Source organism: Sphingomonas sp. MMS24-J13 (assembly GCF_044905095.1).
Classification (GTDB): Bacteria; Pseudomonadota; Alphaproteobacteria; order Sphingomonadales; family Sphingomonadaceae; genus Sphingomonas_I.
This window is the reverse complement of the sequence record NZ_CP173258.1, coordinates 1,358,611-1,384,211: the sequence shown is the minus strand read 5'-3', so window position 1 is coordinate 1,384,211 and position 25,601 is coordinate 1,358,611. Positions and strand designations below refer to the sequence as shown.

The window sequence follows — 25,601 nt, the reverse complement described above, 5'->3', positions numbered from 1 at the left end:
CCGTTAGAAATTCCCATTGGCGATCAGCGCCGCGACGATGATCAATACCGGCAGTGCGCCGTCGAGCCGATCCAGGGCACCGCCATGCCCCGGCAGCAGGCGTCCCGAATCCTTAACGCCCGCACGCCGTTTCATCCAGCTTTCCAAGAGGTCGCCGCCTTGCGCGATGACAGCCAAAGGTGCGGCAAGGACGAATGCGATTGCAGGGAACTGCGCCAGATAAGCCACGACCCCGCCCGCCACGATCGCCGCAAACATACCGCCGATCAAACCCGCCCAGGTCTTGTTCGGGCTGATCGTGGGCGCCAGCTTGGGGCCGCCGATCGAGCGTCCGATAAAATAGGCTCCGATATCGGTCGCCCACACGAGCCCGAGCGCCCACAAGGCCAAGCCGAAGCCGTGCGGCTGCTCGCGCAGGAACAGCAGCGCGATCGATGCCGTGCCGGTATAGGCCAACCCCAGCGCAAGTCCCCCGCATTGCGGCACCAGGGTCAGCAGCAGGCATGTGATCAGCAACAACGCCACCGTCGAGCGATCGGTATCCCAATAAGCAGGCGCGGCGCAGATCATCACGGCCGCGGCGATCGCCAGCGCGACCGTGACGCGCAGGCGATCGGCACCGACCAGCCCGCCCCATTCGCGGATCGATATCAGCGCCAGCGCCGAAGCCAGCGCCCAAAGCGCAAAACCACCGAACCACAGCGCGCCGACCGCGACCACGACCAGTGCCAGGCCGACGATGACCCGCGTCGCCAGTTCGGATTGGCCAGCCACGTGCTCAGCGTCCGCCATAACGACGCTCGCGCCGGCCGAACGCCGCCACCGCAGCCGCCAGTGCATCGCGATCGAAATCGGGCCAGAGCGTGTCGACGAACAACAATTCGGCATAAGCCGCCTGCCACAGCAGGAAGTTGGACAGCCGTTCCTCGCCCGAGGTGCGGATCATCAGATCGAGCGGAGGCAGTGCATGCGTGTCGAGCCGCGCCTCGATCATCGCCGGGTCGATCGCGGCGGGGTCGACCAGCCCGTCACGCGCTTCGCCGGCAAGCTGGCGCACCGCACGGACGAGTTCGTCCTGCGCGCCATAATTGAGCGCGATCGCGACATCGATGCGGCCATTGCTGGCGGTGCGTGCCGCCGCCTCTTCGAGCAGAGCAACGATATCGGCATCGAATTCGCGCCAGTTGCCGATGAAGTGCAGGCGAGCGCCCTCGCGCTCGAGTTCCGCCATCTCGTTGCGCAGATAGAGCCGCAGCAGACCCATGAGATCGGCGATCTCGCTCGCCGGGCGCCGCCAATTTTCCGAAGAGAAAGCATAGAGGGTCAGCGCCTGGATACCGAGCTCGCCCGCCGCGCGGATCGTGCGACGCACGGCCTCGGCGCCGGCGCGATGCCCGGCAATGCGCGGCAGCAGGCGCTTCTTGGCCCAGCGCCCGTTGCCATCCATGATGATTGCAACATGGCGAGGAAGCGCGCCGCCGCCGATCGCGGCCGAAGGCAACGCCGAACTCACTTGCCGAGGATTTCCTTTTCCTTGGCGGTGGCGGCTGCATCGATATCTGCGATCGTGCTGTCGGTCAGCTTCTGGACCTCGGTCTCGAGGCGCTTGCGCTCGTCCTCGCTGATCGCGCCCTTCTTCTCGTCGGTCTTGAGCGCGTCCATGCCGTCGCGCCGCACGTTGCGCGCGGCAATGCGCGCCTTTTCGGCATATTGGCCGGCCAGCTTGGCCAGTTCCTTGCGGCGTTCCTCGGTCAGATCGGGGATCGGAATACGCAACGTCTGCCCGTCGACGATCGGATTGAGCCCGAGCCCGGCCGAGCGGATCGCTTTATCGACCGGACCGACATTGGACTTATCCCATACCTGAACCGCCAGCATCCGCAATTCGGGGGTAGTCACGGTGCCGGCCTGGTTGAGCGGCATATGACTGCCATAAACCTCGACCGTGACCGTATCGAGCAGGCTGATCGACGCACGCCCTGTGCGCAGCCCCTGGAGATCATGCTTCAGGGCATCGATCGCGCCAGCCATGCGGCGTTCGAGGTCGGCTTTGTTATATTGAGCGGCCATGGCTCACTCCCCTTCGTTCTGGACGATCGTGGCGACACCTTCACCCGCCAGCACCTTGGCCAGGTTGCCGCGCTCGCGAATGTTGAAAACGACGATCGGAATATCGTTGTCGCGGCAAAGTGCAACGGCGCTGGCATCCATGACCTTGAGATCATCGGACAGGACGCGGCTGAAACTTACTGTTTCATAACGCTTTGCGGTAGAGACCTTCTTGGGGTCGGCATCATAGACACCGTCGACCGAGGTTCCCTTGAACAAAGCATCGCACTTCATCTCCGCAGCACGGAGCGCAGCACCGGTATCGGTCGTGAAGAAGGGCGAGCCGACGCCGGCGGCAAAAATGACGATGCGGCCCTTTTCGATATGCCGTTCGGCGCGGCGGCGGATGAACGGTTCGCAGACGGTGGCCATCGGAATGGCGGACTGGACGCGGGTTTCGACCCCGATCTGCTCGAGCGCATTCTGAACCGCCAAGGCGTTCATCACGGTCGCGAGCATGCCCATATAGTCGCCGGTCGCACGTTCCATTCCCCGTGCTGCGCCGGCGATGCCGCGGAAGATGTTACCGCCACCGACGACGACGCACAGTTCGAAACCGGCGGTCCGCGCATCGGCGATCTCCTGCGCTACGCGGGCGGTGGTGGCAGGATCGATGGACAATGCGCCCTCGCCCATCAGCACCTCACCCGAAAGTTTGAGCAGGATGCGTTTGAAGGGCGGCTGAGACATGCCTTGTATGATCCGATCCTGTTGGGGCGGGTACACCTTAGTGGCCCCTTGGCGCTGTGAGAACCCCTTTCCCGACGCCCGTCATCCCCGCAAAAGCAGGGATGACGGGGCAGGTTTGCGCGCTTCAGGCGGCCGGCTTGGCAGTCCCGGCGGCAGCCGCAACTTCAGCCGCGAAGTCGCTGGTCTGCTTCTCGATGCCTTCGCCAAGCTGGAAACGGACATAATCGACGAGCGCGATCGATCCGCCCGCAGCCTTCGCCTCGGCGGCGATGACGTCGGCAATCTTGGTCTTGTTGTCCATCACGAAGATCTGCGAGTGGAGCGCATTCTCCTTGCGGAACTTGGCGATCGCGCCCTCGACCATCTTCTCGATGATGTTCTGCGGCTTGCCCGAAGTGGCGGCCTTTTCCATCGCGATCGCGCGCTCACGATCGATGAGCGCCTCGTCGAGGCCCTCTTCGTTGAGCGCGAGCGGGCTCGCGGCGGCGATGTGCATCGCAAGCTGCTTGCCGAGCGCGGTGATCTTATCGACCGGGGCCGAACCCTCGAGCGCCACGAGCACGCCGATCTTGCCGATGCCGGCACCGGCGGCGTTGTGGACGTAAGGCACGACCGCGCCCTCGTTCACCGACACGACGCGCGTGCGGCGCAACTGCTGGTTCTCGCCGATCGTCGCGACGTTCGCGGTCAGCTTCTCCTGGACGGTGCCGCCGCCCGGATAGGCAGCTGCGGCGAGCGCAGCCACATCGCCGCCGGTCTTCAGCGCAAGCTGCGAAACGGTGCGAACGAAGTCCTGGAACTGATCGTTCTTGGCGACGAAATCGGTTTCCGAATTGACCTCGACAGCCGCACCCGTCTTGCCTTCGACGGCGACGCCGACGAGCCCCTCGGCCGCAACGCGGCCGGACTTCTTGGCAGCCGTGGCCAAGCCCTTGGCGCGGAGCCAATCGACGGCGGCTTCCATGTCGCCGCCGTTCTCGGTCAGCGCCTTCTTGCAATCCATCATGCCGGCGCCCGAGCGCTCGCGCAGGTCCTTCACGGCCGCAGCGGTAATATCCGCCATATTGCTATCCTTTCAAATGCTCTCGGCGGGGAGAAGCGCACCCCTCCCACGCCGTTCGTGTCGAGCGAAGTCGAGACACGATGATGACAGCGCGTTCGTCCCACGATTTCGCGCAGGACGAACGGCCGTTGCGGCTTACGCCAGCGCTTCTTCGACCGGCGGGGTCTCGGCGGCGCCGAAATCCTCGCCCGACATGCGGCGGCCGTCATTGTTGCCACGGGTGGCAGCAGCGGCAACCGCATCGCAATAGAGGCGGATCGCGCGGCTGGCGTCGTCGTTCGCCGGAACCGGGAAGGCGATGCCATCCGGGCTGACGTTCGAATCGAGAATCGCGACGACCGGGATACCAAGCGTGTTGGCTTCCTTGATCGCCAGCTCTTCCTTGTTGGCGTCAATCACGAACATGACGTCGGGGATGCCGCCCATGTCCTTGATGCCGCCGAGGCTGAGTTCGAGCTTGTCGCGCTCACGGGTGAGCTGAAGGACTTCCTTCTTGGTCAGGCCATGCGTATCGCCAGCCAGCTGCTCCTCGAGCGCCTTGAAGCGCTTGATCGAACCCGAAATGGTCTTCCAGTTGGTGAGCATGCCGCCCAGCCAGCGATGGTTGACGAAATGCTGGCCCGAAGCGCGGGCGGCCTCGGCGATCGGCTCCTGCGCCTGACGCTTGGTGCCGACGAACAGCACCTTGCCGCCGGCGGCAACGGTCGAGCCGATGAAATCGAGCGCGCGCGCCATCAGCGGCACGGTCTGCGAAAGATCGATGATGTGGACGCCGTTGCGATCGCCGAAGATGTAAGGCTTCATCTTCGGGTTCCAGCGGTGGGTCTGGTGTCCGAAGTGCGCGCCGGCGTCGAGCAACGCCTGCATGGAGACGGTAGGAACCGCCATGATAATTCTCCTGTCCCGGTTGAACCTCTGCAGAGCAGGAACCTTACAAAGGGCTCGAAGCCCGAAGCGCGGCACCGGTATGGTCGCTCCACATGTGGAATGGCGGCGCACTTAGTGGTGATCCGGGAAAAACGCAACCCACGGCGCGGCCACGTAACCTGCCACGCCCCTCGCATGGTGTAAGCCGTTCCTCGCCTGGCCGCCACAATCGTCCCTCCGGGCGCACCGCTCCCGAAATCATCGGCTTGACATTGGAACAAACCATGAACATATGGAACCGGCGTACCGTTAGCCGGTTACGGTTCGGTCCCTGTTGGACACCGGAACCAAGCGGAGTTTGCTCGATGGTTCAGATAGTTGCGACATTAATATCGCTTTTGCTGGGTGCTTCGGCACTGCTCGTGATCGGGTTCAGTCTTGCCGACGACTGGGATGCGTTCACGCACGCGCTTGGGTTCCGGGCATCGTCCGCTACGCCACAGCTTCCCCCACGCACCCGTCAGATCACGCCCGCCCGCCGGGCGCGGATCGTCAGGATGCCGGCGGAAGCGTCGCCGCTGCGCGTTGCCGCTTGACCTTGGCATAGCTGCGCATTCCGAACGGAATGGAGATGACGTACAGGGCAACGATGACGGCCAGCGTCGTCCAGGGATCGTTGACCAGCGCCGCGCCGACGAGGCAGACCAGCAGCAAGGCGGGCAAACGGAATTCGCGGCGCAACCGGAACGATGTCCAGCCATAGGTGGCGAGGCCGGAAATCATCAGGAACGCCACGAGGATCGTCCATGGCGCTACGACATAAGTGGCGCGGAATATCTCGAGGCCGGTCGCCAGCCACAGGAGCAAAGGGAACAATGCCATCGCCGCTCCCGCAGGCGCAGGCACTCCGGTGAAGAAGCCGGCTTTCTTGAGCGGTTGGTCATCGGCGTCGATCATGGCATTGTAGCGCGCGAGCCGAAGCGCGCAGCAGGCGGCGTGGGACAAAGCGATCACCCAGCCATAGCGCGGCACATAGGATAGCGACCACAGGAACAGCACGACCGCCGGCGACACGCCGAACGCGATGACGTCCGAGAGCGAATCGAGTTCGGCACCAAAACGGCTTTCGGCGCGCAGCAGACGCGCGATCCGCCCGTCCATCCCATCGAGCACCCCCGCCACGAAGATGCAGGCGACCGCTTTCTCCCATTCTCCGCCGATGGCGAAGCGCACGCCGGTCAGGCCGAAACACAAAGCAAGCGTCGTCACCGCATTGGGGACGATGCCACGCAAGGGAATGCCGCGCCGCCTCGGGGCAGGAATCATCAGAGTGGCAGGCCCGAAACGCTGGCATTGTCACCGAGCCGGGCCAGCACTGTTTCACCAGCAATGGCACGCTGGCCGAGCGCCACTTTGGGCGCGGCGCCGGCCGGCAGGTAGACATCGACGCGGCTGCCGAAGCGGATCAGGCCGACCCGCTGCCCCGCGGCGACCATGTCGCCGGTCTTGATGAAGGGCATGATTCGCCGCGCGACCAGGCCGGCGATCTGGGTGAAACCCACCATCGTGCCGTCGGGCGCGGTTACCAGGATATGCTGACGCTCATTCTCCTCGCTTGCCTTGTCGAGGCTGGCGTTGACGAACTTGCCGGCAATGTAGGCGACGCGGGCGATCGTGCCCGCGATCGGTGCGCGATTGATGTGAACGTCGAACACGCTCATGAAGATCGAGACGCGGATCAGCGGATCCGGCCCGAGCGCACCCTCGCCCACCAGCTCGCGCGGCGGCATCACCTGCTGGATCATCGTCACCAGCCCGTCGGCGGGCGAGATGATCAGATCCCTGCCTTGCGGCACCGATCGGATCGGATCGCGAAAGAAGGCGCAGACCCAGATGGTCACGCCCAGCATGAGCCAGCCGAGCCAATGCCCGATCAGCAGCCAGCAGCCGAGCGCGATCGCGCCGGCGATGACGGCGAACTTGCGGCCTTCGGGATGGATGGAGGGCCAGCGCCATTTGGCGCTGGGGGTGCCGTGCTCAGCGGTTTCGAGCGATGTCATAGCGCGCTGTTCTACGGATCGGAGGGCATGCTGACAATCTATGCCGAGCGCTTCGCCGATCGAAGAGACTGACGGGGCCGGTTGATCGACCGGAGCCCCTGCCCTATCGCGCGCTCAAATCCCTCCTGCTTCGAGAGGCCACGCATGGCAAAGATCAAGGTGAAAACCCCCGTCGTCGAAATCGATGGCGACGAGATGACGCGGATCATCTGGCAATGGATCCGCGAACGCCTGATCCTTCCCTATCTCGACATCGACCTCGTCTACTACGATCTCTCGGTCGAGAAGCGCGACGAGACCGACGACCAGATCACGATCGATAGCGCCAACGCGATCAAGCAGTACGGCGTCGGCGTGAAGTGCGCCACGATCACCCCCGACAAGGGCCGCGTCGAGGAGTTCAAGCTCAAGGAGATGTGGAAGTCGCCCAACGGCACGATCCGCAACATCCTGGGCGGCACGATCTTCCGCGAGCCGATCGTCATCAAGAACGTCCCGCGCCTGATTCCGGGCTGGACCGATCCGATCGTGGTCGGCCGTCACGCCTTCGGCGATCAGTATCGCGCCACCGATTACAAGGTACCCGGCCCCGGCAAGCTGCGCCTGGTGTGGGAAGGCGACAATGGCGAAGTGATCGACCGCGAAGTCTATCATTACAAGGCGCCCGGCGTTGCTTTGGCGATGTACAATCTGGACAATTCGATCCGGGATTTCGCGCGCGCCAGCATGAACTATGCGCTCGAGCGCAAATGGCCGCTTTATCTTTCGACCAAGAACACCATCCTCAAGCAATATGACGGCCGCTTCATGGACCTGTTCCAGGAGGTGTTCGACACCGAGGGCTTCAAGGAGAAGTTCGCCGACGCCGGGATCGAATATCAGCATCGCCTGATCGACGACATGGTCGCGAGCGCGCTCAAGTGGAGCGGCAAGTTCGTCTGGGCTTGCAAGAATTATGACGGCGACGTCCAGTCGGACCAGGTAGCGCAGGGCTTCGGTTCGCTCGGCCTGATGACCTCGGTCCTGATGAGCCCCGATGGCAAGACGATCGAGGCGGAAGCGGCGCATGGCACGGTCACTCGCCACTATCGCCAGCACCAGCAGGGCAAGGCGACCTCGACCAACCCGATCGCGTCGATCTTCGCCTGGACCGGCGGCCTCAAGTTCCGCGGCAAGTTCGACGACACGCCGGATGTCGTGCGCTTCGCCGAGACGCTCGAGCGGATCTGCATCAAGACGGTCGAGGATGGTCACATGACCAAGGATCTCGCCATCCTGATCGGCCCCGATCAGGCATGGATGACGACCGAGCAGTTTTTCGAGCAGGTCCGCGTCAATCTCGAGACCGAGATGGCGACCTGGGGCTGAACCCGGCGATTGCTTTTGTCAGGCGTCCCGCCGGCGGGCGCCTGACCTGTTCCGATTAAGCCGGCCAGGAAAGGCAAGCTCATGACGCGTACCTCCACCCTTATCGCGGGGCTCGGCCTTGTTCTGGCGGCGGCGCCGGTCGGCGCGCAGGCGATCGATGCCGACATCAAATGCATGCTCGCGTCCGACGTCTTCGCACGCAACGAGAAGGATCCCGGCCGCAAGCAGCTGGCGGTGGTGTCCGGCCTGTTCTTCTTCGGCCGCATCGACGGGCGGCTTGCCGCTCCCCAGATCAAGGCACAGCTCCTCGCCGCGCAGCGCGGCATCAAGCCGACCGATCTTCCGCCGATCATGAACGATTGCGTCAAACGCTTCCAGTCACGCGAGCTTGCCCTGCAGGCGATCGGTAAATCGATCGCGCCGCCAGCGGCCGCCACGCCCGCACCGGGTAAGCCGGCTCCGGCGCCCGCGTCGAGATAACGTTGTCGACGGACAGGAGCTCATCGCTCTCACGATCAAAGTTCCCTTGATTGTGAGAGGCATGGGCTCCTGCCCTCGCAAAAGCAGCGAAGTTCAGGCCTGAGGCGATCGTATATGTTCGCGGCGCACGCCGAGTCCCAAGATCCGCGCCGGCAATCGCTGTAGCAACGGTACCGCCGACAACAATTTCAGGAAGCCCGGCGCTTCGATGCGCTGGTTGCGCAATGCGGGCCCGAGCACCGAGATCCTGCAGCGGCAATGCCCCTGCCTCGCGCAGCACCGAGCGGCGCCCATCGGCGGCAATGATCAGGCGTGCGCGCAATGTCTTGCCATCGGCGGTGGTGACACCGGCGATCCGGCCCTTTTCTTCGACCACCCCAGTTGCTGCGCATTCCATCCGCAGGGCGAAGGCGGGAAGCTTGCGCGCTTCCGATGCGATGAAATCGAGGAAGTGCCACTGCGGCATCATGGCGATGAATTTTCCCCGCCCAGGAAGGTGGCTGAAATCGGCGACACGGAAGCGCTCGCCGCCGACGACCGCCTCGACATCCCTCACCTTGTCATGCGGCAGTTCGAGGAGGCGATCGAGCAGCCCCAACTCATCGAACAGGTCGAGCGTCGAGGGGTGGACGGTATCGCCGCGAAAATCGCGCAGGAAATCCCGATGCTTCTCCAGCACGCACGTGCGCACGCCGGCCCGCGCGAATAGAAATCCAGCCATCATGCCGGCGGGACCGCCGCCTACGATCAACACATCAGGATCGTTGGCCGCCATACGCTATCCCCCATGCCCGATCGGCGGCTTGTACTAGCCTTTCGCGCCCATCCGGGCAAAGGTACCGGCATGGCGCTTTCTCCAACTTCGACCGGCTTCAGCGATGCGCTCGTGATCCTTGGCGCGGCGGGTGTCGTCATTCCCGCCTTCGCGCGGTTCCGGATCAATCCCGTCATCGGCTTCATTCTCGTCGGCCTGATCGCCGGACCGGCCGGGCTTGGCCGCTTCGTCCCGCAGGCACACTGGCTCTATTATGTTACGATCAGCGATCCGCATGCGATTGAACCCTTCGCCGAATTCGGCATCATTCTGCTGCTCTTTTCGATCGGGCTGGAATTGTCCTTCGCGCGTCTATGGGCGATGCGGCGGCAGGTGTTCGGGCTCGGTGCCGCCGAACTGATCGGGTGCGCTATCCTGCTCGGCGGCGGCCTTTGGATGACCGGGGCGAGCGTGCCGGCCTCATTCGGGCTCGGTGCCGCGCTGGCCTTGTCCTCGACCGCTCTGGTTTTGCCGATGGCGGGCACGAGCGGGCCGATCGGGCAGCGCGCGTTCGCAATGCTGCTGTTCGAGGATCTGGCGCTGGTGCCGATCATCTTTGCGCTCGGCGCGCTGGCGCCGACCGGCGGCGAAGGCTGGGCCGGGCTTGGCCGCACCTTGCTGATCGGCGGCGTCACCGTGGCGGGCATGCTCGTACTGGGCCAATTCGGCCTTCCTCGCTTGTTCGCCCAGGCGGCACGGACGAAAAGTCCGGAGTTGTTTCTCGCGGCGAGCCTGCTGGTCGTGATTCTTGCGAGCCTCGCCACCTCGGCTGCCGGCCTGTCGCCGATCGTTGGGGCCCTGATCGCGGGCGTGCTGATTGCCGAAACCGATTATCACGGCGAGGTCGAACTGATCACCGCGCCGTTCAAGGGGCTCGCGCTCGGCGTATTCCTCATCACCGTCGGCATGTCGCTCAACCTCGACGTGATCCTGGCCGAATGGCGCCAACTCGCGCTGGCGGTGATCGGCGTGGTAGCGGTCAAGGCGATCGTGACGGCGCTCCTGCTGCGCGTGCAGGGGGCGAAGCGTAGCGTCAGCCTCGAAATCGCACTGATGATGGCCGCGCCGGCTGAGACTACCCTGATCGTGCTCGGCACCGCCACGACGGCCGGTCTGATCGCCCCAGCCGCAGCCTCTTTCTGGGAGATCGTTACCGCTATCGGACTGACGATCACGCCACTCCTGGCCCTGACCGGTCGCAGCCTGGCTGGCCTGCTGAAGAAGCGTGAGGACATGCCCGATGCGATTCCCGACTTGAAGGAGGGCAAGCGGGCCCTGATCATCGGCTTCGGACGAGTCGGTCGGCTGGTGGCGCAGATGATGGAGGCGCATCATCTGCCCTATCTCGCGATCGATGCCGATGCCGATACGGTCGCCCGTGCGCGCGCGCGGGGCTATTCGGTCACGTTCGGCGATATCGGCCGTCCCGGCATGATCGACAAACTGGAGCTCGAGCGGGCCAGCGCCGTGGTTTTGACGATGGACGATCCAGTACAGGTGGTTCGCCTCGCCCGTTCGCTTCGGAAGCGCTTTGCCGATCTCACGATCGTCGCGCGGGCGCGCGATCCGAACCATGCGGCCGATCTCTACCGAGCCGGCGCGACCGATGCGGTGCCCGAGACGATCGAATCGTCGCTGCAATTGTCCGAAGCCGTGCTCGTCGATCTCGGCATGGCGATGGGCCCCGTGATCGCATCGATCCACGACAAACGCGCCCAATTGCGTGCAAAGATCATGGAGATGGCCGCGATCGATCGCGAACCGCCGATGCACCGCAGGCGGACATGAAGCAGCAACGAGGGCCGCTTAGGCCTGGCGATGACGAAGGCCATCGCCTTTCACCGTCGAGAGCGAAATTCCCGCGGCTGGGGGTGGGCCAAGGGAGATTGTCGTTCGCCGCGGAACGTCGGATGACTATGCTCCCGTGGCCGTGGGCCGAGCAAACAGGTCATTCCTCCAATATTGATCCATAGAGGCAATGAATGGCGGTCTATCTTCCCACTCTCAAGCAACTTCAATATCTTGTGGCCCTGCGGGAGACGGAACATTTCGGGCGGGCTGCCGATGCATGTTTCGTAACGCAATCGACCTTGTCGGCCGGCCTGCGTGAGCTCGAATCCCTGTTGGGCATCGTCTTGGTCGAGCGAACCCGCCGGGTCGTGCGGTTCACGCCGCTCGGTCTCAAGATCGCCGACAAAGGCGCACGGGTCTTGCGGGAGGCCGAAGAACTCGCGGCGCTTGCAAAAGCGTCGGGCAAGCCGCTGTCGGGCGATCTGCGCATGGGCGTGATCCCTACGATCGCTCCCTTCCTGCTGCCGCGCATGCTCGGGCCGCTGCGCCGGCAATGGCCCGAATTGAAGCTCTATCTGCGCGAGGAAACGTCGGGCGCGGCATGCGAATCGCTCCATCGCGGGCATGTCGATTGCGTGCTGCTGGCGCTGCCTTATGCGTGCGGCGACATCGAACATGCAGATCTGTTCGACGACAAGCTCTATGTCGCCTTGTCGGCGGCCGATGCCAAGAACCTCCCCGCGCGGATTGCATCGGAGGGTATCGATGCGAGCCGCTTGTTGCTGCTCGAGGATGGCCATTGCCTCAAGGATCATGCGCTCGCCGCGTGCAACCGGCCCGAACTGCGCGCCGAGGCGACGATGATGGGCACGTCGCTCCACACACTCGTGCAGATGGTCGATAACGGCCTGGGCGTGACCATGCTGCCCGAAATGGCGATCGATGCCGGCATCCTCGATCATACGAATGTCGTCGCACGGCCGCTCGAAGCCGAACATCCGTCGCGCCGGATCGCGTTGGTCTGGCGGTCGGGCAGCCCGCGCGACAAGGAATTCCGCATGCTTGCCGATGCCCTGCGGGCTGCGCACGAGCCACCCGAGTAGTGTTTTCGAGCTGCTCACGGCTGGCCCGTCGCCCATTCTTAAATCGGGCGGACGGCAAGACGAGACCAGTGAGTCCACGAAACAGCCTACCAGGGTGGCCCAGCTTACCGCGTTACTCGCGATTTCCTGACGGCTTTGCGTTCGATCGTGTTCTTGCCGCCACGATCCCGATTGTTCATCGCCATCCGCGCGCGCTAGTGGCAAGCGATGACTCTCCGTACCACCGCATTGATCGTCGCTGCCGGCCAGGGTACCCGCGTCGGCGCTACTTTGCCCAAGCAATATCTTCCCGTCGCCGGGCAGGCGGTGCTGGCGCACGCGATCGACGCGCTTGCGGGCCATCCGGCCATCGATGCCGTGCAGGTTGTGATTGGTGCCGGGCAAGAGGATCTCTACCGCCACGCGATCGCCGACCGCGCGCTGCCGCCGCCCGTGATTGGTGGCGTAACCCGGCGAGAATTGGTCGCCAATGGTCTCGCGGCGATCGAGGGCGATTATGTCCTGATCCACGATGCCGCCCGCCCGTTCCTGCCGGCGGACGTCACCGATCGCCTGCTCGATGCGCTCAAGCGCGCGCCCGGCGCGGTCCCCACCCTGCCCGTCGCGGACACGCTGGCTGAAGCCGGCGCCCTGCTTGGCCCGGTCGTCGCCCGCGATCGGCTCGCCCGGGTGCAGACGCCGCAGGCTTTTCATCTCGCCGCGATCCGCGCGGCCCACGCGTCGTGGGATAAGGCGGCCGAAGCCACCGACGACGCCCAGATCGCGCGCGCGGCCGGGCTGGACGTGCTCACCGTCGAAGGATCCGCCTTGCTCGACAAGCTCACCGTGCCTTCCGATTTCGAGGCGGCCGAGCGCCGCCTTGCGCCGACATTGGTTTCACGCACCGCGCTCGGCTTCGACGTCCATGCCTTCGCCGAGGGCGATGGGGTCTGGCTGGGCGGAGTATTGATCCCGCACACGCGCTCGCTCGCCGGCCATTCGGATGCCGATGTGGCACTCCACGCCATAACCGATGCCCTGTTCGGCACGATCGGCGACGGCGATATCGGCAGCCATTTCCCCCCTTCCGATCCGCAATGGCGCGGCGCGGCCTCGCACCGGTTTCTCGCTTATGCGCGTGACCGTGTCGTCGATGCCGGCGGGCGGATCGATCATGTCGATCTGACCATTATCTGCGAGGAGCCCAAGGTCGGGCCGCATCGCGGGGCGATCCGGACGTCGATCGCGAACATTATCGGGATCGATGAGGCCAAGGTAAGCGTAAAGGCAACCACCACTGAGCGATTGGGTTTCACCGGCCGCCGAGAAGGCATCGCCGCGCAGGCCGTCGCCACCATCCGCCTGCCGGAGTCCCGCACATGAAATATTCCGCTTTCCTCGTAGCGCTGGCGACGATGCCGGCAATGGCTATGGCTCAGAGCCCGGTGTTGCCGGGCTGCATGCCCCAGCCCCAGGCGGCAGCACTCGTCACCTTCGCATTGCCGGTCATGGTAACCAAGCTCGCTGACCGTTGCAGCGATCAATTGCCACCCAATTCCTATCTGGAAGCCAACGCTGGCGCGATGGCCGATCGTTACGCTCCCGATTCCGCTGCGGCATGGCCAACAGCCCGGCGTGCAATCGCGCAGATCTTCTCGCAGGTGCTGGGCCAGCCTATGCCTGCCGAAATGAACTCTGAGATGGTGCGCACACTTGCCGAGCCGATGCTGGCGAACCTGCTCGCCAAGCAGATCCACCGCCAGGACTGCGCGACGGCCGACACTGCCATCGCCGATCTGGCGTCGCTCTCAGGCCGCGCTGTCGGGCGGCTCGCGGCGCTGGCCGTCACGATCGCCGATCGCAAGGGGCAGGGCATCGCGGGCGTGCTCAAGGTCTGCAAAGCGGGAGAAGACCATTGACCGATACCGTGCTGCCCCCGCTGCTGGTCGATCTCGCGCAGCGCGTGATCGAGGAGAACCGCGCCGCCGGCCGGCGGATCGCAGTTGCCGAAAGCTGCACCGGCGGCCTGGTCAGCGCCGCGCTCACGGAAATACCGGGCTCGTCCGACGTGTTCGATGCGGGCTTCGTGACCTACTCGAACGAAGCCAAGACCGCTTTGCTCGGCGTGGCGCAGGATGTGATCGAAACGTTCGGTGCGGTCAGCCTTGCGGTTGCCTGGGCGATGGCGCGCGGTGCGGTCTTGAAGGCTGGGGTCGATGTCGCCGTCGCCATTACGGGCGTCGCCGGACCCGGCGGCGGCAGCGAGAAAAAGCCGGTCGGCACTGTCGTGTTCGCCCGCGCCAGGGCCGGCGATGACGATGATCATGCGGTCACCGATCAGCGGAATTTCGGCGACCTCGGCCGCGGCGGGATCCGCCTTCAGGCCGCCTTGTGCGCGCTCGAATTGCTGCTGCCATCGGCCGACGACATCGTGTCGCCCGCCCCGTAAAGCTTGACGGCACGTTCCTCGAACGCACCGATCATCCGCCGGAGCGCCCGATCGAACACCTGCCCCGCCAACGCCTCGAATATGCGGTTGCGAAAGGCGAAATCGACCGTGAAATCGACCAGGCAGCCCCCCTCCCCATCCGGCCGGAATTTCCAGTCGTTGGTCAGGTGGCTGAGCGGCCCTTCGAGATAGTCGACATGGATGCTGTCGGGCCGCTGCTTGATCACGCGCGAGGTGAACTTCTCGCGCAGCGCCTTGAAGCCGACGACGAGGTCCGCGACCATCTCGGTCTCGCTGTTCGACCGCACGCGCACTGCCGCGACCCACGGCAGGAATTCGCCATAGCGCGCAACGTCGGCGACCAGATCGAACATCTGCTCGGGCGAATAAGGCAGATGCCGGGTTTCGGAGTGGCGCGGCATCGGATCAGACCTTGAGCCGGCCGAGCTGCGCCTCCCGCGCGGCGCGCATCTTCTGGAAATCGTCGCCGGCGTGATAGCTGGAGCGCGTCAGGGGGGTCGCCGCGACCTGCAGGAAACCTTTGGCGCGGGCGATCGCACCATAAGCGGCAAACGCCTGCGGGGTGACGAACTCGGCGACCTTCGCGTGCTTGGGCGTCGGCTGGAGATATTGGCCCATCGTCAGGAAGTCGATGTTGGCGGATCGCATGTCGTCCATGACCTGATGCACCTCGAGCCGCTCCTCACCGAGGCCGACCATCACGCCGGATTTCGTGAAGATCGACGGATCGATCTTCTTCACCTGCTCCAGCAACCGCAGCGAGGCATAATAACGCGCGCCCGGGCGGATCGTCGGATAGAGCCTCGGCACGGTTTCGAGATTGTGATTGTAGACGTCGGGCCGCGCTGCGACGATCGCCTCGATCGCACTGTCGGCCTTGTTGCGGAAATCGGGCGTCAGGATTTCGATCGTGGTCTTAGGCGTCGTCCGGCGCAGCGCTTCGATCACCTTCACGAATTGCGAGGCGCCGCCATCCTTCAGATCGTCGCGATCGACCGAGGTGACGACGATATGCTCCAGGCCCAGTTCGGCCGCCGCGTCGGCCACATGCTGCGGCTCGCTCGCGTCGACCATGCGCGGCATGCCGGTCTTGACGTTGCAGAAGGCGCAGGCGCGCGTGCACACATCGCCCAGGATCATCACCGTCGCGTGCTTCTTGGTCCAGCATTCGCCGATATTGGGACAGGCCGCCTCCTCGCATACGGTGGCAAGGTTGAGGCGGCGCATCAGATCGCGGGTTTGCTGGAAGCCATGGCTGGTCGGGGCCTTGACCCGAATCCAGTCGGGCTTGCGTTCGCGCATCGGGCGGATCGGCAGCGGCTCGTTCATGGCGCGCGAGATAGCGATCTATCGCCTGCCTTGCCACCCCCACCCGATTGCAATGCGTGATGCACGGCTTGCATCCGGCCGGCCTGAACGACTACGGCGCGGTCCATTATGGCTGAACCGACCGATTTCGACGGCCTGATCGAGGGCTATCACCGCTTTCGCGATGGCGACTGGCAGCGCCAGCGCGCCCGCTGGGCGCAGCTGGCACAGGGCCAGGCGCCCCGCATCATGGTCATCGCCTGCTCCGACAGCCGGGTCGATCCTTCGCAGATCTTCGACGTATCGCCCGGCGAGATTTTCGTCGTGCGCAACGTCGCCAATCTGGTGCCGCCGTTCGAGACGACCCAAGGGCATCACGGCGTGTCGGCCGCGCTGGAATTCGCGGTGACCCAGCTCAACGTATCCGACGTGGTCGTGCTCGGCCACGGCGCCTGCGGTGGCGTGCGCGCGTCGCTGGATCATGCCTTCGCCGGCGAGGCACCGGGGCATGGCGGCTTCATCGCCGATTGGATGTCGCTGATCGAAGAACCCCGCGATCGCATTGCCGCGGAACTCGGCAAGGGCCCGGACGCGATCCGCGCGCTCGAGCTGGAATGCGTCAAGGTCAGCCTTGCCAATCTGCGCAGCTTTCCGTTCGTCCCGGAGCGCGAAGCCGCGGGCACCCTGGCCTTGCGTGGCGCCTATTTCGCGATCGCGGACGGCGTGCTTCACCTGCTCGACGAAAGCACCGGCACCTTCGCACCCGCCTGATCGGCCGGAACGCCGTCGCCCGCCCCGCGTTAGGGCGCCATCATGTTCGATGGAGAGCGATAATGCCCCTCAAGCCACTTTTCGGCGTGCTGCTTGCCGCCACCGCGCTGGCGCCCGTCCTCGCGCAAACCGCCCCGCCGCCTGGACCCGAAGGATCGGCCCAGGAGGTTGCGCGCGGCTACGCCAATCCGCCGATGCCCAATCAGGCCGCGATCAATGCCGGCGGTCAGGCCGGCACCGCTTCGCTCAACAACCAAGTCGCCGCGGCCGACGCAGCGGCGCAGTCCAGCAACCAAGCCGCGGCCGACGCGATGAGCGCCGAGGCGCAGGCGCAATATCAGGCCGATCGCGAAGCCTATATGGCGGCATTGGTGCAGCACGATCGTGCGGTGAACCGCAGCGATGCGCGCTATGTTCGCCAGCAGCGCGCTTATGCCGATGCGATGTACGCCTGGCGCCGTCAGGTCTATGCCTGCAAGCACGGTCACCAGCGCGCCTGCGATATGCCGCCGCCGGATCCGTCGCGCTTCTACTGACCATTACGATCGGCCGGCTGGCGTCCTCGCTGGACGCTAGCCGGCCGCAACGATAAGCTCCCCTGAATAGGCCGGATATCGGCTGCCAAGGGGTATCGCCGATGAACTGCTCGGTCGCTGTTTCATGATCGAGGCCGTTCCGACTACGCCAGCGCTGCCCGCGCGCTGGTGGCAGCATCTCTACCTTCAGGTGATCGTCGCGATCATCCTCGGCATCGTCGTCGGCGAATTTTGGCCCGACATCGGCGCAGCGTTGAAGCCACTCGGCGATGGCTTCGTCAAACTGGTGCGGATGGTGATCGCGCCACTGATCTTCCTCACCATCGTTGGCGGAATTGCCCGACTAAGCGAGCTTAGCGCCGTCGGAAGGATCGCCGCCAAGGCATTCGGCTATTTCATCGCGGTGTCTACCCTGGCGCTGATCGTCGGGCTGATCGTGGCGAATGTCATTCGGCCAGGTGCCAGCATGCACATCGACCCGGCGACCCTGGATGCCACCAAGGTCGCCGATTATGCCGCCAAGGCACATGATACGACCGTCACCGGCTTCCTGATGGCGATCATCCCCACCACCCTTTTCGGGGCGCTTGCGGACGGCGAAATCCTGCAGGTCCTGCTGGTCGCGATCCTCGCGGGTATTTCACTCGCCCTCGTCAGTGATCGGGCGGCGCCGCTGATCGCATTGGTCGACTCCGCCGAGCATGTGATGTTCCGGCTCGTGGCAATCCTGATGAAAGCCGCGCCCGTCGGTGCCTTCGGGGCGATGGCCTTCACGATCGGCAAATATGGCGTCGGCGTGCTGGTCAACCTCGCGGGGCTGGTCGCCACCTTCTACCTCACCTCGATCCTGTTCGTGGTGATCGTGCTGGGGCTGATCGCGCCGGCCGCCGGTTTCTCGATTTTCCGGCTGATTCGCTATCTCACGCCGGAATTGCTGCTCGTGCTCGGTACTTCGTCATCCGAAGCCGCCTTGCCGAGCCTGATCCGCAAGATGGAGCATGCCGGCTGCGCAACCCATGTCGTCGGGCTGGTGGTGCCGACCGGCTACAGCTTCAATCTCGACGGCACCAATATCTATATGACGCTCGCCTCGCTCTTCATCGCACAGGCGTGCGGGATCGATCTGACGCTGGGGCAGCAGGCGCTGCTCCTGTCGGTCGCCATGCTCTCGTCCAAGGGCGCCGCCGGGGTCACCGGTGCGGGCTTCATCACGCTGGCCGCGACGCTGTCGATCATCCCCTCGGTGCCGGTGGCCGGGATGGCGCTGATTCTCGGCGTCGATCGCTTCATGAGCGAATGTCGCAGTCTTACGAATTTCATCGGCAATGCGGTCGCGACGATCGTGGTGGCGGCGTGGGAGAAGTCGCTCGATCGGGAGAAGCTGGCAACGGCGCTGTCCGGTATCGCCTGATCATCGTCATCCCAGCCTGCGCTGGGGCGACGGCTCCGGTCAACGCGTCGCGTTGTACGCCAGCTGCGCCTCGGTCAGCTGAAACCCGACCAGCAGCTCGAAATTTGCCTGGTTCACCGCGGCGCGGATCCGCGGATCGTTCATCGGATCGAGCGAGGCGTCGGCGTCGGTCGCCTTGCGCTTGCAATTCAGCCGCTCGGCCGCAACCTGCGGCAAGGTCGCCAGCGATTTGTCGATCTCCGCGCCCGCCTGCGCGTGGCCCACGCCAAGGGTCTGCCCATTGGTGAAGTGGACAAGCACGCGGCTCTCCTGCTTGGACATGATCTTGGTGCCGGCACGCAGCACCGTCGAGAAATAAGGCAGGACCAGATCGCGATCGCCCGACGGGCTGGCGCGACGCGCCGTGACGTCGAACGTCACCACCGCCTTCACCACCGGCCCGGTCTCGTCGCAGGTCGTCCGCAGGTTGGTGATCGTCGCGGTCACGTCGAGCGCGCGTGCGTCCTGGCTTTGTTCGGGGCTGAACAAGCTGATATCACCGGTATAGGCCGGCACCGCGACCGCCGGACAGGTCGAACGCACGATCTTGAGACCGCCGGTCTCGTCGAGATCATGGGAGCTTCTGCAGCCGCCGAGCAGGCTGATAAGAGCGGCGGAGGCAAGCAGTCTACGGTTCACGGTCAGCATATCCTTGGGCGAAAGGCCGCAGGTCTCATAGGAAGCGCCTTCCGCCGGGGCAAGCAATCGCGTAGAGCCGATGCGATGGCCCGAGCCACTCTCCTCCTCACCAAGCCGCCGCTCGATATATTGATCGCGGCGCCACGCGGCTTTTGCGCCGGCGTCGATCGTGCAATCCGCATCGTCGAGCTGGCGCTTCGCAAATATGGCTCGCCGGTCTTTGTCCGCCACGAGATCGTCCATAATGCCCACGTCGTCGACGCGCTGAAGGCCAAGGGTGCGATCTTCGTCGAGGAACTGGACGAGGTGCCCGATGGCGTGCCCGTGGTCTTCTCCGCCCACGGCGTACCCAAGAGCGTGCCCCACAAGGCGGCGGAGCGCGGGCTCGATTTCCTCGACGCCACCTGCCCGCTCGTCTCCAAGGTCCATCGCCAGGCCGAGCGGCTGGTGGAAGCCGACAAGCATATCCTGTTCATCGGCCATGCCGGCCATCCCGAGGTGATCGGCACGCTTGGCCAGGTGCCCGAAGGTGCGATGACCCTGGTCGAGACGCTGAAAGATGCAGAGACGATTCAGCCGGCAGATACGGCGCGCCTCGGCTTCCTCACCCAGACCACGCTTTCGGTCGACGATACGGCCGAAATCGTCGCCACGCTCCAGCGCCGTTTCCCCGATATCCAGGGGCCGCGCGGCGAGGACATCTGTTACGCTACCTCGAATCGCCAGGCCGCGGTCAAGGAGATTGCCGGCCAGTGCGATGCGATGCTGGTGATCGGTGCACCCAATTCATCCAACTCGGTCCGCCTCGTCGAGGTGGCCGAGCGTAACGGAACGCGCGCGCGGCTGATCCCGTGCGCCGACGCGCTCGACTGGAACTGGCTCGAAGGGGTGAAGGCCCTCGGTCTCACGGCAGGGGCTTCGGCGCCCGAAATTCTTGTGCGTGGCCTGGTCGAACGGCTTGCCACACGCTTCGAAGTGCGTGAGCGCGAGATTGCCGGCATCATCGAGACGATGGTCTTCAAGCTACCGCGCTCGCTGGAAGCCGCCTGAGCGAGCGGATCGGACCATGGCCGTCTACACTCATGTCTCCGCCGAGGAGCTGGCAGATCTGCTGACCCGCTACGACGCGGGCGCTCTGGTGTCCGCCAAGGGCATCGCCGAGGGCGTCGAGAACAGCAATTATCTCGTCGATACGACTACCGGTCGCTTCATCCTGACGCTGTACGAGAAGCGCGTTGATGCGGGCGACCTGCCCTTCTTCATCGCTTTGCTCGACCATCTCGCCGGTCGGGGCCTGCCGGTTCCGCGCATGATCCCGGATCGGGAAGGCATTCAGCTCCAGGAGGTGGCGGGTCGCCCCGGCTGCCTGATCGAGTTCCTGTCCGGCGTCTCGCTCAGCCACCCGACGGCGGCGCAGGCTTATGCCGCCGGCGAGGCCATGGGGCAGATGCATAAGGCGCTCGCCGATTTCACGCTCGAGCGCCCCAATACGCTGGGCGTCGCTGCCTGGCAGCCTTTGCTCGATCGATGCGGGCGCGATCTCGATCAGATCGATGCAGCCCTGTACGACGATATCGCCTCCGCGCTCGATTACGTCCGGCCGCTGTGGCCTATCGACAGCGAGCATTCGGTCATCCATGCCGATCTGTTTCCCGACAATGTGCTGATGCTGGGCGATACGGTCGGCGGGCTGATCGATTTCTACTTCGCCTGCACCGATCTGCGCCTCTACGATCTTGCCATCATGCATGGCGCGTGGTCGTTCGATGCCGCCGGCAGGACCTATGAAGCCACTGTCGGCACCGCGTTGCTGCAGGGCTATGCCGCGAGTTTCGGCCTCTCGCCCACGGATCGCGCGCAGCTTTCCGTACTGGCGATGGGCGGCGCCATTCGCTTCGCGCTGACTCGCGCGTGGGATTGGCTCAACACGCCAGCCGATGCGCTTGTCACCCGCAAGGACCCTCTCGCGTACACGCGCCGGCTCGCTTTCTATCGCGCGGCAGGCGCGGATTTGTTCGCATGAGCGAAATGCCGGTGGTGACGATGGCGACCGACGGCGCCTGCAAGGGCAATCCCGGCCCCGGGGGCTGGGGTGTCGTGATCCGATCGGGCGGGCACGAAAAGGAATTGTCTGGCGGCGAGGCCAACACCACCAACAACCGCATGGAGTTGACGGCGGCAATTCGCGGTCTCGAAGCGCTCAAGCGCCCCTGCACCGTCACGCTGATGACCGACAGCCGTTATGTGATGGATGGCCTAACCAAATGGATCGCCGGCTGGCTGCGTAACGGCTGGCGCACCGCATCGCGCGATCCGGTCAAGAATGCCGATTTGTGGCAGGAACTGCTTGCCGCGGCCAAGCCCCACAAGATCAAGTGGGAATGGGTGAAGGGCCATGCCGGCCATCCGGAGAATGAGCGCGCCGATCGTCTGGCAAGCGATGCGGCGATGGTCGCGGGGCGGCGCTGAGGCTAGCAGGTCATGCGGCTGCCGACCCGCGTACAGGGTCGAACCATCCGCTTCTTCCATTCCCTGGGCGTTTCCACCTCGCCGGTCGTATCGAGCTCGGCCACCAGATTCTCGCCCTCGTCCGCGCTCGTGGTGTGAAGCGCCGGTATCGACTGCTGTGCGATCGGCTGTGGAACCATGCTCAACGCGATAGAGCTCACGAAAAGGGCAACGCTGGTGAGCATGACAAAGGTTAAACGGCGTTAACCGGATGAAGGTCCGACAAAACCGCACGCGTAATGATCACGAGGGGTAGCGCAACGCTAAGGTTATTGATAATCAGTCGCACCAACCCGGATTGAACCAGTGCCAGTGCGTCTCGATCAACTCCCCCTTCGTCAGCCTTCTCGTATCGCATCGATCGACTGGTCGGCGCTGGACCCCGAAGCGGCACGCCGCCTGCGCGAACTCGGCTTCGACGACGGAGTCGCGATCGAGGCGCTCCATCGCAGCGCGTTCAGAGGCCCGATCGCCTGTCAGGTCGGCCGGATGATCATTGCCCTGCGCCGCGCACAGGCCGCCGCCGTGATGGTGGAACCCGCATGACCCCAGCACCGATGGTCGCACTGGTCGGCAATCCCAATGCCGGCAAAAGCGCTCTTTTCAACGCGCTGACCGGCGCGCGCCAGAAGGTCGGCAATTATCCCGGGGTCACGGTCGAACGAAAATCGGGCCGGCTCACGCTCGACGACGGGCGCCCGGTCGAGCTGATCGACCTTCCCGGCACCTATAGCCTCGAACCTTCCAGCCCCGACGAAGCGGTCACGCGCGACGTGCTGTTCGGCAAGCAAGCCGGCGAGCGCCGGCCCACGGCGCTGGTGGTCGTGATGGACGCCACCAACCTCGACAATCATCTCCGCTTCGCCTTGCAGCTCATCGCGCTTGGTCTGCCGACCGTCATCGCGCTCAACATGATCGATATGGCGAAGCGCGACGGGATCGAGATCGACATTCCCCGCCTTTCGGCGGAACTGGGCGTTCCGGTCGTGCCGACGGTGGCCGTGAGGAAGGTGGGGCTCGACCAGCTGCGCACCGCGCTTGATCGCGCCGTGTCGGGCGGCGGCAAGGCGGTGTTGCCCGATGCCGCGCCGATCAGCGACATCGTCGCCCTCCAGCGGCGGGCGCGCCAGATCGCCGATGCCGTATCGACACGGCAAGCGGATGCGACCGCCTGGACACGCCGGGTGGATGCGGTGGCGCTGCATCCGATTTTCGGACCGCTCCTGCTCGGGGCGTTGATGTTCGTCATGTTCCAGGCCGTGTTTTCCTGGAGCGAGGCTCCCAAGGACTGGCTTGCCTCGCTCCAGGCGTGGCTCGGCAATCTGGCGCTCGCCAATCTGCCCGACGGCTTCTTCCGTTCGCTGCTCGTCGAAGGGGTGATCAATGGCGTCGGGTCGGTCGTCTCGTTCCTGCCGCAGATCCTGATCCTCTTTTTCTTCATCCTGTTGCTCGAGGCGTCGGGCTATATGGTCCGCGCGGCGTTCATCATGGACCGGATGATGGCGGGCGTCGGCCTCTCCGGCCGCGCCTTCATTCCTCTACTTTCCTCGGTCGCCTGCGCCATTCCAGGGATCATGGCGACGCGCTCGATCGAGGATCCGCGCCATCGCCTGACCACCATCCTGATCGCGCCGCTGATGACCTGCTCGGCGCGACTGCCCGTCTATGCCGTGATCATCGGCGCCTTCATCCCGGCACGGCAAGTGCTGCCCGGCGTCGGCCTGCAGGGGCTGGTGCTGTTCGGCCTCTATCTGGCGGGTATATTCGGCGCGATGACGGTGGCGGCGGTGCTGCGACGGACGATCGCGCGGGGCGGCGGCAGCGGTTTCCTGCTCGAAATGCCCAAATATCAGATGCCGGTATGGCGCGACATAGCGCTCGGCCTGTGGCAGCGCGCCTACGCCTTCATGCGCCGCGCCGGCACGGTCATCATGGGTGTGACGCTCGCGCTTTGGCTGCTCACCTCCTATCCGCAGGTGCCGGCCGGCAGCAATCTGAAGCAGAGCGAATATTCCATCGCGGGCCATATCGCATCGGTGCTTGAACCGGTCGTCCGCCCGATCGGGTTCGGGCATGATATCGCGCTGGCGATCATCCCGGCCATGGCGGCGCGCGAGGTCGCGGTCTCCGCGCTCCAGACTGTCTATTCGATCGATGCCGGCAACGATGCGAAGCAGGGTGAGGACCAATTGGCGCAGCGCCTGCGCAACGCCTGGTCGCTGCCGACTGCACTCGCCTTCCTCGCCTGGTTCATTTTCGCACCCCAATGCCTGTCGACGATCGCGGTGATCCGGCGCGAAACCAACGGCTGGCTGTGGCCGGCCTTCACTTTGACCTATCTATTCGTGCTTGCCTGGCTCGCAGCCGGTGCAACCTTCTGGACGGCGACCGCGCTAGGGCTTTAAGAGCGAGTCACATTTTCGTCGCCTTGGCCAAAGCCGGGCGCGATGTTCATCGCATCTGGAGAGGGTTACATGGCCGGCAGCGTCAACAAGGTCATATTGGTCGGCAATCTCGGACGCGATCCCGAGTCGAAGAGCTTCCAGAATGGCGGCAAGGTCGTGAACCTGCGCATCGCCACGTCCGAGAACTGGAAGGATCGCGCGACGGGCGAGCGCAAGGAGAAGACCGAATGGCATTCGGTCGCGATCTTCAACGAGCCGCTTGCCAACACCGCCGAGCGCTTCCTGCGCAAGGGCAGCAAGGTCTACATCGAAGGGCAGTTGCAAACTCGCAAATGGCAGGATCAGAGCGGCAATGACCGCTATTCGACCGAGATCGTGCTGCAGGGCTTCAACGCCGTGCTCGTCCTGCTCGATCGCCGTGAAGGCGAAGGTGGCGGCGCATCGGACCGCGGCGGCTGGGGCGAGGATTCGAACAGCAGTTTCGTCGGCGGCGGTGCCGGTGGTGGCGGCTATGGCGGTGGGAGCCGCGGTGGCGGCGCCAGCACGGGCGGCCGCCCTGCCCCGTTCGACAGCGATCTCGACGACGACGTGCCGTTCTGAGCCTTAGCGATAAGCGCGGCCGGAAGATCCGTTCCGGCCTGCGATCGGCGCAAGGCTGACGATTGCGAGGCCGACAAGCAAAGCCGCAATCAGCGGGCTATCGACCTTCGGCGCTATTTCCGTGACCGCGGCGAATGCGAGCAAGGCGGTCATTACCAATCCGAAGGTGATCGCCAGGATATGCGCACCGCTGCGGCGCGGCCGGCGGATCGCATGAGCCACGTCGATCAGCGCGCGAGCCCTCGCCAACTCACCGTCCGAATAGCCGGCATCCCGCGCGCGTTCGCTCTCGATTTCGGGAAGCGCCTTTCCATGGATGCGATACAGCAAGGCATAGCGACGCAGCGCCTCGAGCCGGCCATCGGCGAGCATACGCGGCGTTTCGATCCCGAACAGCAGGCTCAGCAGCCGGCTGCCCAGGCCGCGATGCAGGCTCGACGGCGGATCGCTCCGCGCCAGCAGCACGGCGCGACGCTCCTGTGCGCCGAGCCTGGGCAAAGTATGTCCACGCAGATGGCCCCGGCTCAGGGCCGCAGGCGCGCCGACTTCAAGATCCAGAAATGCCATCACGGCCTCCCACGATGGGTTCA

Annotated in this window: 30 protein-coding genes; 16 read left to right on the top strand and 14 right to left on the bottom strand. The window is 64.8% G+C overall.

The features are described from left to right. Nucleotides 1-3: 3 nt before the first annotated feature. From AB4Z44_RS06515 to AB4Z44_RS06480, 8 genes are all read right to left on the bottom strand, one after another. Nucleotides 4-792 carry a phosphatidate cytidylyltransferase gene (locus AB4Z44_RS06515; RefSeq protein ID WP_404713250.1) on the bottom strand — a complete coding sequence of 263 codons (789 nt, stop codon included), beginning with the start codon at nt 790-792 and terminating at the stop codon, nt 4-6. After that, nucleotides 779-1,447: an isoprenyl transferase gene (locus tag AB4Z44_RS06510; protein WP_404714366.1), complete on the bottom strand. Its 669-nt coding sequence runs from the start codon at nt 1,445-1,447 to the stop codon at nt 779-781. The genes AB4Z44_RS06515 and AB4Z44_RS06510 overlap by 14 nt, the downstream gene beginning before the upstream one ends. A 62-nt stretch (nt 1,448-1,509) precedes the next feature. Then, entirely contained in the window at nt 1,510-2,070 is a 561-nt protein-coding gene (gene frr, locus AB4Z44_RS06505) for a ribosome recycling factor (RefSeq protein ID WP_404713249.1), read from the bottom strand. 3 nt (nt 2,071-2,073) lie between these two features. After that, nucleotides 2,074-2,799: a UMP kinase gene (pyrH, locus tag AB4Z44_RS06500; protein WP_404713248.1), complete on the bottom strand. Its 726-nt coding sequence runs from the start codon at nt 2,797-2,799 to the stop codon at nt 2,074-2,076. 124 nt (nt 2,800-2,923) lie between these two features. Then, the gene (tsf, locus tag AB4Z44_RS06495) at nt 2,924-3,862 is read right to left on the bottom strand and encodes a translation elongation factor Ts (RefSeq protein WP_404713247.1); all 939 of its coding nucleotides are present in this window, start codon (nt 3,860-3,862) and stop codon (nt 2,924-2,926) included. A 135-nt stretch (nt 3,863-3,997) separates the two neighbouring features. Continuing rightward, the gene (rpsB, locus tag AB4Z44_RS06490) at nt 3,998-4,750 is read right to left on the bottom strand and encodes a 30S ribosomal protein S2 (RefSeq protein WP_404713246.1); all 753 of its coding nucleotides are present in this window, start codon (nt 4,748-4,750) and stop codon (nt 3,998-4,000) included. A gap of 531 nt (nt 4,751-5,281) precedes the next feature. After that, complete coding sequence (locus tag AB4Z44_RS06485) at nt 5,282-6,055, bottom strand: CDP-alcohol phosphatidyltransferase family protein (protein WP_404713245.1); 774 nt, start codon at nt 6,053-6,055, stop codon at nt 5,282-5,284. Further along, nucleotides 6,055-6,789 (bottom strand): phosphatidylserine decarboxylase, encoded by a 735-nt coding sequence (locus AB4Z44_RS06480; protein ID WP_404713244.1) that lies wholly within the window; start codon nt 6,787-6,789, stop codon nt 6,055-6,057. Before AB4Z44_RS06480 ends, AB4Z44_RS06485 begins: the two co-directional genes overlap by 1 nt. Before the next feature lie 144 nt (nt 6,790-6,933). On the opposite strand from AB4Z44_RS06480, the gene AB4Z44_RS06475 reads away from it, so the two are divergent. Next, nucleotides 6,934-8,157, top strand: a complete 1,224-nt coding sequence (locus AB4Z44_RS06475) for an NADP-dependent isocitrate dehydrogenase (RefSeq protein ID WP_404713243.1) — start codon at nt 6,934-6,936, stop codon at nt 8,155-8,157. 81 nt (nt 8,158-8,238) lie between these two features. Further along, nucleotides 8,239-8,637 carry a hypothetical protein gene (locus AB4Z44_RS06470; RefSeq protein WP_404713242.1) on the top strand — a complete coding sequence of 133 codons (399 nt, stop codon included), beginning with the start codon at nt 8,239-8,241 and terminating at the stop codon, nt 8,635-8,637. On the opposite strand, the gene AB4Z44_RS06465 is transcribed toward AB4Z44_RS06470, so the two are convergent. Continuing rightward, nucleotides 8,522-9,412: an FAD-dependent monooxygenase gene (locus AB4Z44_RS06465; RefSeq protein ID WP_404713241.1), complete on the bottom strand. Its 891-nt coding sequence runs from the start codon at nt 9,410-9,412 to the stop codon at nt 8,522-8,524. The two genes, AB4Z44_RS06470 and AB4Z44_RS06465, sit on opposite strands and share 116 nt — an antisense overlap. 69 nt (nt 9,413-9,481) lie before the next feature. Here AB4Z44_RS06465 and AB4Z44_RS06460 point away from each other — a divergent pair, with 69 nt between their 5' ends. The 5 genes from AB4Z44_RS06460 to AB4Z44_RS06440 all read left to right on the top strand — a co-directional run bounded on the left by AB4Z44_RS06460 (nt 9,482) and on the right by AB4Z44_RS06440 (nt 14,773). Beyond that, nucleotides 9,482-11,239 (top strand): cation:proton antiporter, encoded by a 1,758-nt coding sequence (locus AB4Z44_RS06460; RefSeq protein ID WP_404713240.1) that lies wholly within the window; start codon nt 9,482-9,484, stop codon nt 11,237-11,239. A gap of 194 nt (nt 11,240-11,433) precedes the next feature. After that, the gene (locus AB4Z44_RS06455) at nt 11,434-12,345 is read left to right on the top strand and encodes a hydrogen peroxide-inducible genes activator (protein ID WP_404713239.1); all 912 of its coding nucleotides are present in this window, start codon (nt 11,434-11,436) and stop codon (nt 12,343-12,345) included. Nucleotides 12,346-12,552: 207 nt separating this feature from the next. Then, entirely contained in the window at nt 12,553-13,707 is a 1,155-nt protein-coding gene (locus AB4Z44_RS06450) for a bifunctional 2-C-methyl-D-erythritol 4-phosphate cytidylyltransferase/2-C-methyl-D-erythritol 2,4-cyclodiphosphate synthase (protein WP_404713238.1), read from the top strand. Beyond that, nucleotides 13,704-14,243, top strand: a complete 540-nt coding sequence (locus AB4Z44_RS06445; protein ID WP_404713237.1) for a hypothetical protein — start codon at nt 13,704-13,706, stop codon at nt 14,241-14,243. The genes AB4Z44_RS06450 and AB4Z44_RS06445 overlap by 4 nt, the downstream gene beginning before the upstream one ends. Then, nucleotides 14,240-14,773, top strand: coding sequence for a CinA family protein (locus tag AB4Z44_RS06440; RefSeq protein ID WP_404713236.1), 534 nt, complete (start codon nt 14,240-14,242; stop codon nt 14,771-14,773). Before AB4Z44_RS06445 ends, AB4Z44_RS06440 begins: the two co-directional genes overlap by 4 nt. Here AB4Z44_RS06440 and AB4Z44_RS06435 read toward each other — a convergent pair. Both AB4Z44_RS06435 and lipA read right to left on the bottom strand, forming a co-directional pair. Continuing rightward, nucleotides 14,704-15,195 (bottom strand): type II toxin-antitoxin system RatA family toxin, encoded by a 492-nt coding sequence (locus AB4Z44_RS06435; RefSeq protein ID WP_404713235.1) that lies wholly within the window; start codon nt 15,193-15,195, stop codon nt 14,704-14,706. The genes AB4Z44_RS06440 and AB4Z44_RS06435 overlap by 70 nt on opposite strands. 4 nt (nt 15,196-15,199) lie before the next feature. Then, nucleotides 15,200-16,123: a lipoyl synthase gene (lipA, locus tag AB4Z44_RS06430; RefSeq protein WP_404713234.1), complete on the bottom strand. Its 924-nt coding sequence runs from the start codon at nt 16,121-16,123 to the stop codon at nt 15,200-15,202. A 108-nt stretch (nt 16,124-16,231) separates the two neighbouring features. Between lipA and AB4Z44_RS06425 the strand changes: the two genes are divergently transcribed. From AB4Z44_RS06425 to AB4Z44_RS06415, 3 genes are all read left to right on the top strand, one after another. Further along, nucleotides 16,232-16,873 (top strand): carbonic anhydrase, encoded by a 642-nt coding sequence (locus AB4Z44_RS06425; RefSeq protein WP_404713233.1) that lies wholly within the window; start codon nt 16,232-16,234, stop codon nt 16,871-16,873. 62 nt (nt 16,874-16,935) lie between these two features. Further along, a complete protein-coding gene (locus AB4Z44_RS06420; RefSeq protein WP_404713232.1) occupies nt 16,936-17,409 on the top strand; it encodes a hypothetical protein in 474 nt (157 codons plus the stop codon). Between the two features lie 124 nt (nt 17,410-17,533). After that, nucleotides 17,534-18,820: a dicarboxylate/amino acid:cation symporter gene (locus AB4Z44_RS06415; RefSeq protein ID WP_404713231.1), complete on the top strand. Its 1,287-nt coding sequence runs from the start codon at nt 17,534-17,536 to the stop codon at nt 18,818-18,820. Between the two features lie 39 nt (nt 18,821-18,859). Here the strand turns inward: AB4Z44_RS06415 and AB4Z44_RS06410 are convergent, their stop codons facing one another. Beyond that, nucleotides 18,860-19,507 (bottom strand): hypothetical protein, encoded by a 648-nt coding sequence (locus AB4Z44_RS06410; RefSeq protein ID WP_404714365.1) that lies wholly within the window; start codon nt 19,505-19,507, stop codon nt 18,860-18,862. Between the two features lie 75 nt (nt 19,508-19,582). On the opposite strand from AB4Z44_RS06410, the gene ispH reads away from it, so the two are divergent. The 3 genes from ispH to rnhA are packed head-to-tail and all read left to right on the top strand — an operon-like array spanning nt 19,583 to nt 21,967. Then, nucleotides 19,583-20,548: a 4-hydroxy-3-methylbut-2-enyl diphosphate reductase gene (ispH, locus tag AB4Z44_RS06405; protein ID WP_404713230.1), complete on the top strand. Its 966-nt coding sequence runs from the start codon at nt 19,583-19,585 to the stop codon at nt 20,546-20,548. Nucleotides 20,549-20,564: 16 nt separating this feature from the next. Then, nucleotides 20,565-21,521 (top strand): homoserine kinase, encoded by a 957-nt coding sequence (gene thrB, locus AB4Z44_RS06400; RefSeq protein WP_404713229.1) that lies wholly within the window; start codon nt 20,565-20,567, stop codon nt 21,519-21,521. A 5-nt stretch (nt 21,522-21,526) separates the two neighbouring features. After that, nucleotides 21,527-21,967 carry a ribonuclease HI gene (gene rnhA / locus AB4Z44_RS06395; protein WP_404714364.1) on the top strand — a complete coding sequence of 147 codons (441 nt, stop codon included), beginning with the start codon at nt 21,527-21,529 and terminating at the stop codon, nt 21,965-21,967. A 2-nt stretch (nt 21,968-21,969) separates the two neighbouring features. Here rnhA and AB4Z44_RS06390 read toward each other — a convergent pair whose 3' ends face one another. Continuing rightward, complete coding sequence (locus AB4Z44_RS06390; RefSeq protein ID WP_404713228.1) at nt 21,970-22,152, bottom strand: hypothetical protein; 183 nt, start codon at nt 22,150-22,152, stop codon at nt 21,970-21,972. Between the two features lie 160 nt (nt 22,153-22,312). Here AB4Z44_RS06390 and AB4Z44_RS06385 point away from each other — a divergent pair, with 160 nt between their 5' ends. From AB4Z44_RS06385 to ssb, 3 genes are all read left to right on the top strand, one after another. Then, entirely contained in the window at nt 22,313-22,552 is a 240-nt protein-coding gene (locus AB4Z44_RS06385; protein ID WP_404713227.1) for a ferrous iron transport protein A, read from the top strand. Further along, on the top strand, nt 22,549-24,411 hold the full coding sequence (locus AB4Z44_RS06380; RefSeq protein ID WP_404713226.1) for a ferrous iron transporter B: 1,863 nt from the start codon (nt 22,549-22,551) through the stop codon (nt 24,409-24,411). The genes AB4Z44_RS06385 and AB4Z44_RS06380 overlap by 4 nt, the downstream gene beginning before the upstream one ends. Before the next feature lie 69 nt (nt 24,412-24,480). Continuing rightward, on the top strand, nt 24,481-25,011 hold the full coding sequence (gene ssb, locus AB4Z44_RS06375; protein WP_404713225.1) for a single-stranded DNA-binding protein: 531 nt from the start codon (nt 24,481-24,483) through the stop codon (nt 25,009-25,011). 3 nt (nt 25,012-25,014) lie between these two features. Here the strand turns inward: ssb and AB4Z44_RS06370 are convergent, their stop codons facing one another. Continuing rightward, nucleotides 25,015-25,578: a hypothetical protein gene (locus tag AB4Z44_RS06370; RefSeq protein WP_404713224.1), complete on the bottom strand. Its 564-nt coding sequence runs from the start codon at nt 25,576-25,578 to the stop codon at nt 25,015-25,017. Nucleotides 25,579-25,601: the final 23 nt, after the last annotated feature.